The sequence below is a fragment of the Diaminobutyricibacter sp. McL0608 genome, assembly GCF_039613825.1.
Taxonomy (GTDB): Bacteria; Actinomycetota; Actinomycetes; order Actinomycetales; family Microbacteriaceae; genus Diaminobutyricibacter.
Window position 1 is genome coordinate 2,385,352 of the sequence record NZ_CP154826.1, and the last position, 16,218, is coordinate 2,401,569.

At 66.1% G+C, this 16,218-nt stretch carries 14 protein-coding genes; 7 read left to right on the forward strand and 7 right to left on the reverse strand.

Translation table 11 applies throughout. The features are described from left to right. Window positions 1-118 precede the first annotated feature (118 nt). Window positions 119-514 carry a hypothetical protein gene (locus tag AAYO93_RS11350; RefSeq protein WP_345761297.1) on the forward strand — a complete coding sequence of 132 codons (396 nt, stop codon included), beginning with the start codon at window positions 119-121 and terminating at the stop codon, window positions 512-514. Window positions 515-527: 13 nt separating this feature from the next. Here AAYO93_RS11350 and AAYO93_RS11355 read toward each other — a convergent pair whose 3' ends face one another. The 3 genes from AAYO93_RS11355 to AAYO93_RS11360 all read right to left on the reverse strand — a co-directional run bounded on the left by AAYO93_RS11355 (window position 528) and on the right by AAYO93_RS11360 (window position 2,071). Further along, window positions 528-911 (reverse strand): hypothetical protein, encoded by a 384-nt coding sequence (locus tag AAYO93_RS11355; protein WP_345761298.1) that lies wholly within the window; start codon window positions 909-911, stop codon window positions 528-530. Next, window positions 908-1,108 carry a type II toxin-antitoxin system HicA family toxin gene (locus AAYO93_RS20200; RefSeq protein WP_434056629.1) on the reverse strand — a complete coding sequence of 67 codons (201 nt, stop codon included), beginning with the start codon at window positions 1,106-1,108 and terminating at the stop codon, window positions 908-910. The genes AAYO93_RS11355 and AAYO93_RS20200 overlap by 4 nt, the downstream gene beginning before the upstream one ends. Window positions 1,109-1,396: 288 nt before the next feature. Continuing rightward, the gene (locus AAYO93_RS11360) at window positions 1,397-2,071 is read right to left on the reverse strand and encodes an O-methyltransferase (protein ID WP_345761299.1); all 675 of its coding nucleotides are present in this window, start codon (window positions 2,069-2,071) and stop codon (window positions 1,397-1,399) included. Window positions 2,072-2,250: 179 nt separating this feature from the next. Between AAYO93_RS11360 and AAYO93_RS11365 the strand changes: the two genes are divergently transcribed. Beyond that, window positions 2,251-2,460: a hypothetical protein gene (locus AAYO93_RS11365; protein WP_345761300.1), complete on the forward strand. Its 210-nt coding sequence runs from the start codon at window positions 2,251-2,253 to the stop codon at window positions 2,458-2,460. A gap of 82 nt (window positions 2,461-2,542) precedes the next feature. Continuing rightward, window positions 2,543-4,513 (forward strand): potassium transporter Kup, encoded by a 1,971-nt coding sequence (locus tag AAYO93_RS11370; protein WP_345761301.1) that lies wholly within the window; start codon window positions 2,543-2,545, stop codon window positions 4,511-4,513. Between the two features lie 21 nt (window positions 4,514-4,534). Here the strand turns inward: AAYO93_RS11370 and AAYO93_RS11375 are convergent, their stop codons facing one another. Then, a complete protein-coding gene (locus tag AAYO93_RS11375; RefSeq protein WP_345761302.1) occupies window positions 4,535-6,199 on the reverse strand; it encodes an alpha-amylase family protein in 1,665 nt (554 codons plus the stop codon). Window positions 6,200-6,648: 449 nt separating this feature from the next. On the opposite strand from AAYO93_RS11375, the gene AAYO93_RS11380 reads away from it, so the two are divergent. From AAYO93_RS11380 to AAYO93_RS11395, 4 genes are read left to right on the forward strand one after another with little or no spacing between them, the layout of a single operon-like run. Further along, window positions 6,649-8,040 (forward strand): cytochrome ubiquinol oxidase subunit I, encoded by a 1,392-nt coding sequence (locus AAYO93_RS11380; protein ID WP_345761303.1) that lies wholly within the window; start codon window positions 6,649-6,651, stop codon window positions 8,038-8,040. Between the two features lie 27 nt (window positions 8,041-8,067). Continuing rightward, window positions 8,068-9,105 carry a cytochrome d ubiquinol oxidase subunit II gene (cydB, locus tag AAYO93_RS11385; protein WP_345761304.1) on the forward strand — a complete coding sequence of 346 codons (1,038 nt, stop codon included), beginning with the start codon at window positions 8,068-8,070 and terminating at the stop codon, window positions 9,103-9,105. Window positions 9,106-9,142: 37 nt separating this feature from the next. After that, window positions 9,143-10,612 (forward strand): glucose-6-phosphate dehydrogenase, encoded by a 1,470-nt coding sequence (gene zwf, locus AAYO93_RS11390; protein ID WP_345761305.1) that lies wholly within the window; start codon window positions 9,143-9,145, stop codon window positions 10,610-10,612. Continuing rightward, window positions 10,609-12,468: a glycoside hydrolase family 15 protein gene (locus tag AAYO93_RS11395; protein ID WP_345761306.1), complete on the forward strand. Its 1,860-nt coding sequence runs from the start codon at window positions 10,609-10,611 to the stop codon at window positions 12,466-12,468. The genes zwf and AAYO93_RS11395 overlap by 4 nt, the downstream gene beginning before the upstream one ends. A gap of 49 nt (window positions 12,469-12,517) precedes the next feature. Here the strand turns inward: AAYO93_RS11395 and AAYO93_RS11400 are convergent, their stop codons facing one another. Genes AAYO93_RS11400 through AAYO93_RS11410 form a run of 3 tightly spaced genes read right to left on the reverse strand, consistent with a single transcriptional unit; the run spans window position 12,518 to window position 16,210 of the window. Further along, window positions 12,518-13,516: an ABC transporter permease gene (locus AAYO93_RS11400; protein ID WP_345761307.1), complete on the reverse strand. Its 999-nt coding sequence runs from the start codon at window positions 13,514-13,516 to the stop codon at window positions 12,518-12,520. Beyond that, window positions 13,513-14,451 (reverse strand): ABC transporter permease, encoded by a 939-nt coding sequence (locus tag AAYO93_RS11405; RefSeq protein WP_345761309.1) that lies wholly within the window; start codon window positions 14,449-14,451, stop codon window positions 13,513-13,515. The genes AAYO93_RS11400 and AAYO93_RS11405 overlap by 4 nt, the downstream gene beginning before the upstream one ends. Window positions 14,452-14,500: 49 nt before the next feature. After that, on the reverse strand, window positions 14,501-16,210 hold the full coding sequence (locus AAYO93_RS11410) for an ABC transporter ATP-binding protein (protein ID WP_345761310.1): 1,710 nt from the start codon (window positions 16,208-16,210) through the stop codon (window positions 14,501-14,503). Window positions 16,211-16,218 lie beyond the last annotated feature (8 nt).

Genomic DNA, 16,218 nt, shown 5'->3' on the forward strand with positions numbered 1-16,218 from the left:
CAGAAATGCTCAACGATACTCAACGATATATCGTTAACGGGCCGAGCGATAGGGACCGGTGGCACTGGCGTGTGCGGGCCGCCTAGCCCCCTGCGCCCGGGCGACCTACGCTGACGGAATGACGAACGGCGCGGTCGTGAAGGGCGTCGAGATCGCTCTCGAACCGCGCGACGACGAGCCGAGACGCGTCGTCTTCCGGTTCACGGGTCCCCGCATCGCGTACGAAGTGAGCTCGTTCATGAGCTTCAGCGGTGGAAGCGCCGACCTGGGCAATCCGCGACCGGAGATCTCAGTGGGCGATCCTCCCCTGACCGTCGAGTTGCCGCGCACTGCCGCCGGAATCGATCACGTCGGGGTGATGTGGACCGAGCGGTCGGTGATCGGGCGCCGGTTCCGGGCGGTGCGCATCCGGCTGGACGAGACGCACACCGCCGAGGAATGGCGCATCATCCCCGTGATCGGAGTGTTCGCGCCCAACGCGGGCCACTGGGTCGTGCGGGCGAGTCAGGCGTGAGGAAGCGTCGGAGCTAGGCGGACATCAGTTGATGCGCTCGCTGATGAGATATCCCGAGTATCGATCCGACGTCACGCAGAGGAACGCCCTGAGAGGCGAGATCCTTCGCTAATTTCTGGGCGGCTTCGGCGGCTTCCTTTTCGAGGGCCGCCGCCCGTTCACGGTCGGTTCGGATCATTGCGAGTACTTCTTGAATCCCTTTTACGTCACCAACTGCTTCGACTCGCACATCCAACGCGAATGTATCCGCGCCTCTATCAAGGGTTGCAGCAACATAGTCGCTCGCCATTTGGGCAGCCTCTGAGAGTCGCCGTGCCTGTGTCAGGCCACCGATCTCCGGAATCGCGACCATCCACCATTTGCCTTCGCGAGTCACCGTGACGTCATACCGCTTCATTTCGCCGCCTCCTCAATCGCCTTGTTGACCTGTCTCACAACTCCTGGCGAAATAGTCTTGTGTCCGTCTGGAACAGTGACCGTGTGCCTTCCGTCGGCAGTCGCATATACCGTGTGGCTCCCGACAGTCCGGTCTGCAGAGAACCCCGCCGCCTTAAGCCGTCTGATCAACTTCCGTGTGGGTTCTTCGCTCACCATACAGAATAGTCTAGATAGCCTAGACTAAACAAGATAAACGCTCTCCACAGGCTCCAGGCGATCTATCTTCGAGTGATCCCGCACGAAATGTCGACGTCGTGCATTCGTTCCATTGGGTATATCGTCTGTCCCATCGCCAGTGTCAACGGTCTCGGATGGGCGTTCGGTCGAGCCGTGAGGTAAGAGCGAGTTACTGGGTTTCAGGCGGTTCGTCGGTGGATAGCGCCAAGCAGATCGCGGCTGGTCCCACTCACCGCCGAGCGCATCCGATGCGAGACGTCCGCAGGGTCAACTCAGCCGGCGGATGACGGCGAAACCGTCCCAGCCCTTGAGTCCCACGGTCTGGAGCGCGGTCGCCTCGAGTGACGGATTCCCGGCTACCTCCGCGAGTGCGGCGCGCATCCCCCGAACCTGGTCATCCGCACTCTCCGCGTCGATGACGGCGCCTCCGCGTACGACGTTGTCGATGACGATCACGCTGCCGGGATGCGTCAGCTCCAGTACGAGCCGCAGATACGCCGGGGTGCTCTGCTTGTCGGCGTCGATGAACGCGAAGTCGTACGGTTCGACTCCGGCGTCGACAAGCGCCTGGGCGGATGCGCGAGCCGGGCCGACGATGACGTCGACGCGATCGCCGACGCCCGCACGTTCCGCATTCGCGCGCGCGATCGCCGCGTTCTGCTCCTCGAGTTCGAGCGACGTGACGACGCCACACTCCCCCACAGCTCCGGCGAACCAGATGGCGCTGTAGCCGGCGAGCGTACCGAACTCGATGACGCGCCGCGCCCCGACGAGCTCAGCGAGCATCCGCAGCAGTCTGCCCTGGTTGGCTGTGACCTCGATTCCCGGTGCTGTCGTCTCACTGCTCGACAACCGCGCGGCAGCGAGCGCCTCATCCTCGTCGGCGAGAGTGTCGATCAGGTACCGGTCGACGTCGTTCCAGGATGCGTGCAAATCAGCCATCGTGTGCCTCCCTGCCGGCGTTGCGCCTCGGATGCGGCCATCCTATTCCTGCCGTTTCGTCCACGCCGATCCGCGTCCCCTTGAGAGGGGGATGTGCGGCACCCGTACTGGGGCTGAGAGTGCGCTTCGTGCTCTGTCAAGCTCGGCTGAAGACCCGACCGCTTCAAGAAACGTCAACGATGCCGCAACCCCCTCGCGAAGGCGACCAGCCACCTGTCCCTGCTGTCGTGGGGGCGCTCGGTGGATATCCACCCCTCGGTCCCCAGGAGGAACCCGAGCCGACTCCGAGAAAACGGAGCATCTGGCGGTGGCTCGGCCCGTCGATCGCCGCGTTCGTCGTCCTCGCCGTCGGTGCCGGCGTCGCAATCTTCATCCTGGCCGGGCACTAGGTGCTACGCGCACGTGCATCAGGGGTAACGTGAGCCACGTGCAGGGTAGATGGTTTCGCCGCTGGCGCTCCCGTCGAGTGAAATGACTCGGCACGTTCCGGCGCGCCGGGAAGGGGCCGACTCCGGGCCGCGCGAGAAACCAGGCGCGCCCCACGTGCCGGTCCGTGGGTCACGGGCCCTCGCGGTCGTCGCCATCGCGGCATTGGGCGTCGTCTTCGGCGACATCGGCACCAGTCCGCTCTACGCGTTGAAGACCGTGTTCCTTCTCGACGGCGGCGCCGTCCGGGCGAACCAGGCCGACGTCTTCGGCGTCGTCTCGATGATGTTCTGGAGCATCACGATCATCGTCTCCATCAAATATCTCGGCATCCTGATGCGCGCGGACAACGACGGCGAGGGCGGCGTGATGGCGCTGGCCGCGCTGGCTCAGCGACTGTACGCAAAACAAGCCGGGAAGGCCGGGATCCTGCTGGTGATCGGTATCGTCGGCGTTTCGCTGTTCTATGGCGATTCGATCATCACGCCCGCGATCAGTGTTCTTTCGGCAGTGGAGGGCCTTCAGGTCACCACGCCGGCGATCGCACACCTGATCCTGCCGATCTCGGCCGTGATCCTGATCGGCCTCTTCGTCGTTCAGCGCTTCGGAACGGGCAGGGTCGGAGGCCTTTTCGGCCCCATCATGGTGCTGTGGTTCGTCGTGCTGGCCGCAGCAGGTCTCGGGATGGTTATCCAGGACCCGGCTGTGCTGCTCGGACTGTCACCGACGTACGCGTTCGCCTTCATCTTCGCGCATCCGTCGATCTCGTTCGTCGCGCTCGGCGCGGTCGTCCTCGTCATCACCGGAGCTGAAGCCCTGTACGCCGACATGGGACATTTCGGACGCTCCCCGATTCGCCGCGCCTGGTTCTTCCTGGTCTTCCCCGCGCTGACGATCAACTACCTGGGGCAGGCAGCGCTGGTCCTCAACCATCCTGCCGCCAAGGCCAATCCGTTCTTTCTGCTCATTCCGGACTGGGGGCGTCTGCCCGTGGTGATCCTCGCGACCGTTGCGACCGTCATCGCGAGCCAGGCCGTCATCTCCGGCGCGTTCTCCCTTTCACGGCAAGCGGTCCAGCTGGGTGTGCTCCCGCCGCTGACCGTCCGGCAGACGTCGAGGCACGAAGGCGGTCAGATCTATCTGCCGGCCATCAACGCCCTGCTGTTCATCGGCGTCATGGCCGTGATGCTCGCCTTCGGGTCATCCGAACGTCTGTCCACGGCGTACGGCATTTCCGTGACGGGGGCACTCGTCGTCGACACCCTGCTGCTCTTGTTGGTCGCCCGACCCCTGTGGCACTGGCGACCCTGGAAAATCGTTGTGTCGGCGGTCGTCTTCGGCGGCCTGGAACTGGCGTTCCTCGCCGGCAACCTGTCCAAGGTCATCAACGGTGGCTGGGTTCCCCTGCTCATCGCTGCGGCGGTCATCACCCTCATGACCACCTGGCGAAGGGGCCGCCAGCTGGTTCAGCTGGATCGCAAGAGCAAAGAAGGATCCCTCTCCGACTTCATCGACGATCTTCGCAAGAAGAACCTGCCGAGGGTCCCGGGGATCGCCATCTTCCCCCATCCGAACAAAGACAGCACGCCTCTCGCCCTGCGCGCGAACGTGAAGCACAACCACGTGCTGCACGAACACGTCATCATCGTGTCGGTCATCACGGCTCAGGTGCCTCACGTGCCGAGACGCGAGGCCTTCGACTACGACGACCTGGGCTACGCGGACGACGGAATCGAAGCGCTGACCATCCGCTTCGGGTTCTCCGACGAACCCGACATCCCTCGCGCACTCCGCGCCGCCTGCTACGTCGGGGTACTCCCCCTCAAAGCGAAGGACTTCGAGTCCGCCTCGTATTTCATCTCGCGCGGGGCCATCCGCACCACGCGGGCAAAGGGGATGGTCCCGTGGCGGCGATCACTGTTCGTCGCCCTCGCTCACAACGCCGCGGACCCGGCCGCCCGCTTCGGGCTCCCCCCACTTCGCACGGTCACGATGGGTAGCGACGTCGAGATCTGACCGGCGCCGGAAAGGGGTCGCTCAGTACAGTCCCGCATCGCCCTCCGCGGTGAGCCGGAGCCACCGGTAGCCGTAGCCGTCGAGCGCCACCACGGCTCGGCCGTGCTCGACCGGGAACTCCTCGGCGGAGAACAGATCCCGGAGGCACATCCCCTCACCGCCGATCTTCAGCCGCAGCTCGCGCGGCTCCGGCGCGAAATTGTGCAGGGCCACCACCACGCGATCCCCCGACGTCAGACTGTGAGCGAGCACGGCCGCATCCGGCTGGTCGAGCACCTCGAAAGCGCCCCAGCCGAGTTCGCGCACGTTGCGGTAGTGCCGGATGAGCGTGCGCATGAATTGCAGGAGCGAGTCGGGGTCGCGCTCCTGCTGGGCGACATTCACATGATCCGGTCCGAACCCGCCTCCGGTGACCGGGACTCTCAGGCGAGACGGACGCGCCGTCGAGAAGCCGCCGTTGCGGGCGGCGCTCCACTGCATCGGGGTGCGCACCGACATCCGGCCGCCGACCTCGAGGTTCTCTCCCATCCCGATCTCCTCGCCGTATAAGAGCACGGGAGTTCCCGGAAGGGAGAAGAGCAAGCTGTAGACCATGCGGATGCGCCTTGGATCGCCGTCGAGCATCGGCGGAAGCCGGCGGACCAATCCTCGGCCATAGACCTGCATCCGCTCGTCCGGGCCGAAGGCGGCGAAGACCTCGTCGCGCTCCTCCGCGCTCAGCTTGTCGAGGGTGAGCTCGTCATGGTTGCGAACGAAGTTCGCCCACTGGATGTCGGGCGAGCCTGTGGGACGCGAGAGCAGGGCCGTCGCCAGGGGGCGCGCATCCCCCCTCGCGAGCGAGAGGTACAGGTTCTGCATGCTGATGAAGTCGAACTGCATGGTCAGCTCGTCTCCTTCGGCACCACCGAAGAAGTCGTTCTGCTCGTCACGCGACAGATTGACCTCGCCGAGCAGGATGCCCTCACCTGCCCTCCGGTTCAGGAACGCACGAAGCGAGCGCAGGTAGGCGTGCGGGTCGGGCAGGCGCCGCGCCCCGTCGATGACACCGTCGGTCTGCAACAGGAACGGCACGGCGTCCACACGGAAGCCCGAGACTCCGAGCTGCAGCCAGAACCCCATGACCTTGGCGATCTCGTCGCGCACCCGCTCGTCGGCGATATTGAGGTCGGGCTGCTGACGATAGAAGACGTGCTGGTAGTACTGCCCCGCCTTCTCGTCGTACTGCCAATCGCTGGTCTCCTGGTCGGGAAACACAGGCGCCTGCTGCTTCTTCGGCGGCTCGTCGCGCCACACGTAGAAGTCGCGGAACGGCGAATCCGGTCGGGACCGCGCAGCCTTGAACCACGGGTGCTGGTCGGACGTGTGGTTGACGACGAGGTCCACGATGACGCGCATCCCCCGGTCGCGGGCGATCTGAATCACCTCGACGAAGTCGCCGAAATGCCCGAGGCGGTGGTCGACACCGTAGAAATCGGTGATGTCGTATCCGTCGTCGCGGTCCGGCGACGGATAGAACGGCATCAGCCAGAGGCACATGACCCCCAGCTCCGACAGGTAGTCGAGTCGGGTGGCCAGGCCGCCCAGATCCCCGATGCCGTCGCCGTTCCCGTCGAGATACGTCTCGACGTCAAGGCAGTAGATCACGGCGCTCTTCCACCACAGGTCGCTGGTGTCGCTGACTTTCATTCGAGCTCCATGCCGCACACCGTACGCCCCGTACTCACGCTCAGCCGCATCCGTTCGCCAAGGAACGACCTTCCCGCGTTCTCGAGCGTCGATCTTTGGCGAACGGATGCGACTCAGCGGTGAGGGTGGGCGTCTGCCAGACCCCGACCCAGCCCGGGGCCGGTTGGGGACAACGCCGTGGCGCGCACGTCGTGGGGCACCGCCATCACTCGTTCCCGCCCCCTCGGTCACCCATCGAATTGAGGCAAAACGCGCTCTCGCCCCGCCTGTTGCGTTGTTTTGCCTCAGGTCGACGATTGCAGCGCGAAAGCGTTGCGCGTCCGGTGGGGAGGGGAGCAGACTGAGTTTCGCGACCGCCGGTTCCGACCGCTCGGAAGACTCGAACCGGGGTGTGAACACGCTTGGCGGGCTTGAATGCCCGGCTGGACGGACCGGAGGGGGCCGTTGTCGTGGACTTGGTGGATCTGGCTCGACTGCAGTTCGCGTCGACGAGTATCTACCATTTCTTCTTCGTACCGGTCACGATCGGGCTCGCGTTCCTTGTCGCCCTGCTGCAGACCGCGTGGTTCCGCTCGCACGATCCACGGCACAAGCGCCTGACGAAGTTCTTCGGCACACTCCTGCTGATCAACGTAGCAATCGGGGTCGTGACCGGCCTCGTGCAGGAGTTCCAGTTCGGTATGAATTGGTCGAAATACTCGGTGTTCGTCGGTGACGTGTTCGGCGCCCCGCTGGCGATGGAGGGGCTGGCCGCCTTCTTCCTGGAGTCGACCTTCCTCGGCTTGTGGGTCTTCGGCTGGAACGTGCTGCCCCGCGGCGTGCACCTGCTCTCGGTGTGGCTGGTCGCAGCCGGTGCGATGCTGTCGGCCGCGTTCATCATGGCCGCGAACTCGTGGATGCAGCATCCGGTCGGGTATGCGACCAGCTCGAGCACCGGGCGTCCGGTGCTCGATTCGATCGGCGACCTGTTCACCAACCCGGTATTCGTGTGGGGATACATTCACGTGATCATCGCCTCGCTGATCACCGGGGCGATGGTGATGCTGGCCATCTCGGCGTGGCAGCTCAGGCGAGGGCCGATGCCGTTCAAGACATCCGCACTCCTGTCGCTTGCGGTGCTGGTGCCGCTATCCGCTGTCCAACTCGGCGTCGGCAGCTACCTCGGTGTCATCGAGACCACCTACCAGCCCATGAAGATCGCCGCCGCCGAAGCGCAATGGACGACGTGCCAGCCGTGCTCGTTCTCGCTCTTCCAGATCGGCGGCGGCAACAACGACGAGACGCCGACGAAGATCATCGCGGTTCCGCACCTGCTGTCGATCCTCGCGACCGGCACCTGGGACGGCAAAGTCGTCGGCCTCAACGAACTGCAACAGCAGTCGGTCGAGCAATATGGGCCTGGCAACTACGTGCCGAACGTGTTCATCCAGTACTGGGCGATGCGTGTGATGGCCTACCTCGGATCCCTCGTGCTCATCTTCGCCCTGTGGGGCGGCTGGATTGCTCTGCGCCGAAAACTGCCGCCATCGCGGGCGTTCCTCTTCATTGCGACCTGGGCTGTGCCCGTGCCGTTCATCATGAACACCGCCGGCTGGTTCCTCACCGAGAACGGGCGACAACCGTGGATCGTGCAGGGGCTGATGAAGACGGCCGACGGTGCGTCGACGAGTGTCTCCGCCACCGACCTCATCATCAGCCTGGTCGTGTTCTTCCTCGTCTACATTCTGCTCGCCGTACTCGATGTCGTGCTCATGCTTCGCTACGGCCGCCGCGACCTGGAGCCGATCGACGAGGACGTCGATCATGACGCCCGTTCCGATACCCAAGTACTGACGTACTGACCGACCCGAGACGATGAGGAGGAACCCGTGAATCTCGCCGACCTGTGGTTCGTCATCATCGCCGTCTTCTGGACTGGGTTCTTCGTGCTCGAAGGCTTCGACTTCGGCGTCGGCGCCATCCATTCGGTCGTCGGCCGCTCCGAGACCGAGCGTCGTGTCGCCATCAACACCGTCGGCCCGTTCTGGGACGGCAACGAAGTCTGGCTGGTCGTGGGAGCCGCGGCCATCTTCGCGGCCTTCCCGGCCTGGTATGCGACCTGGATCTCGGCGTCGTACCTGGCGATCGTGCTCCTCCTGGTCGCGCTGATCGTGCGCGGGATCTCCTTCGAATGGCGCGGTCGCGGGCGCGGTGATGGATGGCGCTGGGGCTGGAGCCTCTGCCTCACGCTCGGCAGCATCGTCGCACCCACCATCCTGGGCATCGCCCTCGGCGACCTGCTCGCCGGCCTGCCGATCGACAGCGACGGCGACTTCACCGGCAGCTTCTGGAGTCTCTTCACCGGTTTCGGCGTCTTGACCGGCCTCACCGTTCTCGCGCTCTGCCTGCTGCAGGGTTCAACGTTCCTCGCACTGCGGACGACGGATGCGGTCCGCGGCCGGGCGCGCGCCTTCGGTCACGTGATCGGTTTCGTCGACGTGGCCATGGTCGTGCTGTTCGGGGTGTGGATGGCGCTGGTCGCGCATCCGGGACCGGGCACCTACGTGCTGCTCGCGGTAGCGCTGCTCGCGGTGGTCGGTTCGCTCGTCGGGCAGTTCCGCGCGCGCGACGGCCTCGCGTTCACGGCCAGTTCGATCGCCATCGGCCTGGCCGTCGCATCCCTGTTCGTCAGCCTCTACCCGCAGGTGCTCGTGTCGAGCACGAACGCGTCGTACAGCCTGACCGTCGCCGGCAGCGCATCCGGAGACTACGCACTGACCGTGATGACGATCGTCGCGGCGGTGTGCTTCCCGATCGTGCTCGTCTACCAGGGATATACATACGTGGTGTTCCGGCGCCGCGTGGTCGGCCCTTCGCAACCGACCGAACCGTCAGCCACCGAGTCCGTGGCGCCCGCCGCGGAATGACCCGACGATCACCAACAATTCACGTACGGAGACAGCGATGAACAGCTCAACCTCACCGACCACGACCCCGGCCGCAACTCCCCCCGCCGGCCAGTTTTCGGCGGTCGCCGACGTTCTGGTCGTCTTCGGGATAACGGGCGACCTCGCGAGGGTGATGACGTTCCGCTCGCTGTATCGTCTGGAACGCCGAGGGTTGCTCGACTGTCCGATCGTAGGCGTGGCCGTCGACGACTGGACTCTGGAGCAACTGGTGAAGCGCGCGCGGGACTCGATCGTCGCCACGGGTGAAGTGCTGGATGAGGACGTCTTCACACGGTTCGCCGGGCGGCTGGCTTACGTGCAGGGCGACTTCGGCGATGACGCGACCTACGAGCGCGTCGGCGACGCGATCACGGGCTCGAAGCATCCGGTGTTCTACCTCGAGATCCCGCCCTTCCTGTTCGCCAGGGTCGCACAGGGACTCGCGGAGGCCGGTCTCACGGCCGCCGGCCGGGTCGTGGTGGAGAAGCCGTTCGGTCACGATCTCGAATCGGCTAAGGCGCTGGCAGTGGAACTGCACAAGTACCTGGACGAAGCGCAGCTGTACCGGATCGACCACTACCTCGGCAAGATGGGCTACGAGGAGATCCTCTACCTCCGCTTCGCGAACACGATCCTCGAACCGCTGTGGAATCGCAGCTACGTGGAGTGCGTCGAGATCACCATGGCCGAGGACTTCGGGGTGGATGACCGCGGACACTTCTACGACCCTGTCGGTGCACTGAGAGACGTTGTGGTCAACCACATCATGCAAGTGGTGGCCGCAGCCGGGATGGAGCCGCCATCCGGACAGGGACGCGAGGCACTGCGTGACGCTGCCGTGACCCTCCTGCGCGCCGTCAAGGCCGCCGATCCCGCAAACTACGTGCGAGGCCAGTACGAGGGTTATCAGAAGATCGATGGAGTCGCCGAAGGTTCGACGACGGAGACCTACGCAGCCCTGCGGCTCGAGATCGACAATTGGCGGTGGCAGGGCGTCCCGTTCTACATCCGAACCGGCAAGAGGCTGCCCGTCACGCAGACAGAACTGCGCGTCGTCTTCCGGGAGCCGCCACCCGTTCACATCGGGCTCAGTGCCGGCAACGACCGAGGGCCCGTGCGTGACGAGTTCGTCGTCAAGCTGGATCCTTCCACTGGTGCCCGCCTGATCGTCGACGCTCATCGAGCGGACGCACCCGGCCCCGAGGCGATCACCCTGGACGCTGAGTTCGCCGATGAGGGCGGGGAGGGCGCTACGCCGTACGAGGTGCTGCTGCGCGCTGCGATCGTCGGCGATTCCGGCCGCTTCACGCGACAGGACCTGGTCGAGGAGAACTGGCGCATCATGCAGCCGCTGATCGACAACCCGCCGACCGTGCATCCGTATGCTCCGGGCACCTGGGGTCCCGCGATCGCGTCGACCCTCGTCGCCGATCATGGCGGTTGGCAGGGCCCCTGGATCGTCGAGTCGAACGGGGGCGCGAAATGAGCCTCTCGTCGCCGTTCCCGCCCATCGCCGACTACGCCTTCCTCTCGAACTGCCATACCGGGGCGCTCGTCGCTCCCGACGGTTCGGTCGACTGGCTGTGCATTCCCGCGTTCGATTCGCCCAGCACCTTCGGGAACCTCCTCGACCGGGGGGCCGGCTCGTTCCGGTTCGGTCCGTTCGGCATCAACGTGCCGACGCACCGGTCCTACGTTCCGGGCACCAATGTCCTGACGACGACCTGGCACACTCCCGGTGGCTGGCTGGTGGTGCATGACGCGCTCACGATGGGACCTCGAACGGGACCCGACCTCGTCACCCCGCACACCAGGCCACCCGCGGACGACGACGCAGAGCACGTCCTGCTGCGCCTGGTCGAGTGCCTCGAGGGCTCGGTCGAGGTGGAAATGATGTGCGAGCCCGCTTTCGACTATGGGCGCGAGCCCGCCGAATGGTCGCTCGTCGACCAGGACGGGCATGCCGCCGACGCCACCGGCGCCGGGCAGAAGTTTCGGCTGAGCACCGACATGTCGATCGGCCTGGAGGGCGGCTCGGCCCGAGCCCGGCACACGCTTTCGGCCGGCGAGAAGGCCTACTGCGCACTGTCCTGGGCGCAAGACTTCGCTTCCGCGACGGATGTCGAGGATGCTGCCGAACGGATCGGTCGCACAGTCACGTTCTGGCGGCGCTGGCTGGCGCGGGCGCGCATCCCCGATCACCCGCTGCGCCACCCTCTGGAGCGGTCGGCTCTGACGATCAAGGGCCTCACCTATATGCCGACCGGCGCGACGGTCGCCGCTCTCACCACCTCGCTTCCCGAGACGCCGGGCGGCGAGCGCAACTGGGATTACCGCTACACCTGGATGCGTGACTCCACGTTCACCCTGCAGGCCCTCCATTTTCTGAACCTGGACTGGGAGGCCGACGAATTCATGCAGTTCGTGGCCGACCTTGAACCGAACCAGGACGGCGGCCTGCAGATCATGTACGGGATCGACGGCAGGCGCGACCTGACCGAGTCGACGCGCGATGAGCTCTCCGGTTACGAGGGCGCCCGGCCGGTCCGGATCGGCAACGGAGCGTTCGACCAGCGTCAGAACGATGTCTACGGCGCGGTCCTCGACTCCCTCCTGTTGCACACACGTCGCAACCAGCACCTGCCCAGGCGCCTCTGGCCGCTGGTGGAGGCGCAGGCCAAGGCGGCGCTGGCGTCGTGGCGCGAACCCGACCAGGGCATCTGGGAGGCCCGCGGGGCACCGCAGCACTACGTCTCGTCGAAGCTGATGGGCTGGGTGGCATTGGATCGCGCAGCGAAGATCGCCGCGATCCGCGAGGATCTCGAACTCGAGAAGACCTGGACCGAGGCCGCGGAGGAGATCCGCGCCGACATCCTCGCCCACGGCGTGAGCGACCGCGGCGTGCTGCGCCAGCACTACGACACCGACGCGCTGGATGCTTCGACCCTGCTCGCGGCCATCTTCGGTTTCCTGCCCGGCACGGATGAACGGCTGAAGAACACGGTCGACGCGATCTCGAAGGAACTGACCGAGCACGGTTTCGTGCTGCGGTATGTCACCGGGGAGACCGACGATGGGCTCACCGGCAAGGAAGGCACGTTCCTGATCTGTTCGTTCTGGCTGGTCTCGGCGCTCTCCGTCGTCGGTGAGCGGCAGCAGGCCACCGACCTGCTGGAGCGCCTGCTTCGCGTCGCTTCACCGCTCGGCCTGTATGCGGAGGAGTTCGAGGTCGATCGAGCCCGGCACCTGGGGAACTTCCCGCAGGCGTTCTCGCATCTGGCACTCATCGAGGCTGCGGCCCGGATCATCCTCGCCGACCGACTCGAGGAGCTGTCGCTGTAAGCCGCACATCCACGCTCGCCCGGCTTGCCTGACGAAGCTGACCGCGTGGCTAGGCGCCCACCTTCACACGGGGATCGAGCACGCCGTACACGAGGTCGACGACGAAGTTCGCGAAGACGATGAGGAAGGCGGCGAACAGGGTGAAGCCCACCACGACCGGCAGGTCGAGGCTGCTCACCGCATCCAGCAGCAGCGCACCGAGACCCTGCATCGAGAACACCTTCTCGGTGATGATCGCGCCGCCGAGGAGCGCACCCAGATCGAGGCCGAAGATGGTGACGACCGGGATGAGGGCGTTTCGCAACCCGTGCCGCACGACGACGGTCGACTCGCTGAGGCCCTTCGCACGACCGGTGCGGATGTAGTCCTCCCCCATGGTCTCGATCATCTGGCCGCGGGTGAGCCGGGCGTAGATCGCCCCGTTGATGAAGGCGAGCGTGATCCACGGCAGGATCAGGTGCGTGAACCACCCGACGGGGTCGTCGGTGAAGGGCACGTAGCCGCCGGTCGGCAACCAGCCCAGGGTGAAACCGAAGAGCAGGATCGCCAGCAGCCCGACCAAGTAGCTCGGCGCGGACACGCCCGCGATCGCCAACGTCATCACACCCCGGTCGACTGCTGTTCCGCGCTTGAGCGCCGAGACGACACCGCCGCTGACTCCGAACAGCAGCCAGACGATCGCGGCGCCGACCGCGATCGAGGCGGTGACCGGGAAGCGGGAGATGATCAGGTTGGTGACGGTGTCGTTGAGGCGGAACGAGTACCCGAAGCAGGGGCTGGCGCACTCTATGGCGTCCTGGCCGGTGCCGAAGGTGCGGCCCATGACGATACCGCGCAGGAATTCCCAGAACTGCTGGTACCAGGGCAGGTCGAAGCCCATGAAGGCTTTCGCGCGGGCCAGGTTCTCGGGCGTACAGGGCTTGCCGCAGCTGAGCTGCGCAGGGTTGGTGGGCAGCAGGTAGAAGACTGCGAACGTGATCGCGGCGATGACCAGCAGCACGAGGAGCATGCCGAGCAGCCGGTAGGAGACGAAACGGAACATCCTCATTTGCGGACCGCCTGACGGGGGTCGAGTGCGTCGCGGAGCCCGTCACCGAGCAGGTTGAACGCGAGCGTGATCAGCAGGAGGGCGGCACCGGGAAACACCAGGTACATCGGGTCCGTCGCCACCCACGTCACCGCGTCGCCGATCGTCCGGCCCCAGGAGGGCGTGGGCGGCGGAACACCGACACCGAGGAACGACAGCGCGGCCTCGAGGCCGATCATGCTCGGGATGAGGATGGTCGTGTACACGACGATGGTTCCCGTCACGTTGGGCAGCAACTGCTTGACGAGGATGTGCCACGAGCCGGCACCCATGGCGGTGGAGGCCGTGATGAAGTTGCGTTCACGCAGCGCGAGCACCTGACCGCGCACCACTCGCGCCACCGTCGGCCATCCGAACAGGATGACGATGACCAGCACGATCAGCACCGGCCGCGGAAAGCTCGCGGCGACGATCGCCGTGATGGAGATCATGAAGATCAGCGCGGGAATTCCGAGCACCACGTCGATGACGCGGCTGACGATACGGTCGAACCAGCCGCCGAAGTAGCCGGCCGTCAGCCCCACGAGCACGCCGATCGCCACCGACAGCACCGTTGCCGTGATGCCGACGCCGAGCGACGTCCGCGCTCCGTAGACGACGATCGAGAAAAGGTCTCGCCCGGTCAGCGGTTCGACACCGAACCAGTGGGTGGAACTGATTCCGCCACCCCAGCCGATGGGTGCACCCGAATCGTCGAGCGTATTGAGGTGGTACGTGTAAGGGTTCTGCCCGCTGATGCCGGTCAGCCATGGCGCGAAGATCGCGGCGAGCACGAAGATCGCGATGGTGATCGCGCCTGCGGTCGCCCATTTGTCGGACCAGATATGCGCTGCGACGTGGCGGAACCCGGTCTTGCGACTGGATATCTGTTCCTGCTCGATTCCTGCGGTACTCACTGATGGTTCCTTGGGGCTGGATGGCGGTGGCTGGGTCTCTGGGCGCAGGTCACGCCACGAGCGCCCGCCATTCCTCGCGCCTGACCCGTTGCGCTTCGGGGTCGGGTACCGGCGCCGCCGCCAGTAGTCGCTGGGTGTATGGATCGGATGGTGACCGCAGCACGCTCGCCGTCGTCCCGGTCTCGACGATGCGACCGTCGTGCATCACGGCGACCTGGTCGGCGAGGTCATGGACGACCGCCAGGTCGTGGCTGATGAACAGGCAGGCGAACCCGTAATGGTCCTGCAGGTCGTGCAGGAGATCCAGCACAGTGGCCTGCACCGAGACGTCGAGCGCGCTCGTCGGCTCGTCGGCTATCAGGAGTGCCGGCCGAAGCGCGATCGCGCGTGCGATAGCGACGCGCTGGCGCTGACCGCCGGAGAGTTCGTGCTGGTAACGGTCGGCGAACGCGGTGTCGAGTTGCACAGCCGACAACAGCTCGCGCACACGTTCGCGCCGCTGAGCACCCGTGATCTCGGCGTGGAGTTTCAGTGGTTCCGCGATCGACTGTCCGACCGTGGCGCGAGGGTTCAGGCTCGAGGCCGGGTCCTGGAAGATGTAGCCGATGCGGCTCCGGGCCGCCCGCAGCGCCCCCCGGGACGCATGAGCGAGCTCGACTCCGTCGACGGTCGCCGATCCGGAGCTGAGCGGCACCAGTCCGGCGAGCGCGCGGCCGATCGTGGATTTGCCCGAACCGGACTCCCCCACCAGGCCGAAGATCTGCCCCGGCTCGATGAGCAGGGTGACATCGTCGACGGCGGCGACCGGGTGCGATCCCCAGCCACGGCCGCCGTAGATGACGGACGCGCCGTCGAGGCGGGCCGCCGCACGCGCGACCGACGCATCCGCTGCATCCGCGACCGGCCGGTGCGCGCGATCGGTGACGACCGCGGGATCCGTGAGCCGCAGCGCGTCGAGCCGTGGCACCGCAGCGAGGAGTCGCTGCGTGTACTCGGCGGTCGGATGCGCGAACAGCTCCGACGCATCCGCCCGCTCCACGACCCGCCCCTCCCGCATGACGACGACGTCGTCTGCGAGGTCGGCGACCACGCCCATGTCGTGTGTGATCAGCAGTACAGCAGTTCCGAGTCGGTCGCGGAGTTCGCGGATCAGGTCGAGGATGCCGGCCTGCACGGTGACATCGAGCGCCGTGGTCGGCTCGTCTGCGATGAGTGCCACCGGGTCGCACGAGATCGCCATCGCGATCATCGCGCGCTGCAGCTGGCCGCCGGAGAGTTCGTGCGGGTGCGACCGGGCGACACGGGCCGGATCGGCGATCCCGACCGAGGCCAGCAGGCTCGACACGCGGTCGCCCGAATTCGCGCGACCGCCGGCCAGGCCGTGCGCGGCCAGGGCTTCCGCGATCTGGCGGCCGATCGTGATGACCGGGTTGAACGCGGTCATCGGCTCCTGGAACACGGTGCCCACGCTGCCGCCGCGCACCTGGCGCAGTCGCGCCGGGGTCGCTCCGAGCAGTTCTTCGCCCTGCAGCCGAACACTTCCCGTGACCGTCGCGCCGGCCGGAAGGAGCCCGAGCGTCGACATGGCCGTCACGCTCTTGCCCGAGCCGGACTCGCCGACGAGGGCGAGGACCCGCCCCGCTTCGAGGTCGAAACTGACCCGGTCGACGACCTTGCGGGTGTGCGCCCCTTCGTGGTCGTCCCTGTCGGTGAACGAGATCGAGACCTCGTCCACCGACAGGATCGGCGCGTCACTCATCGGTGGGA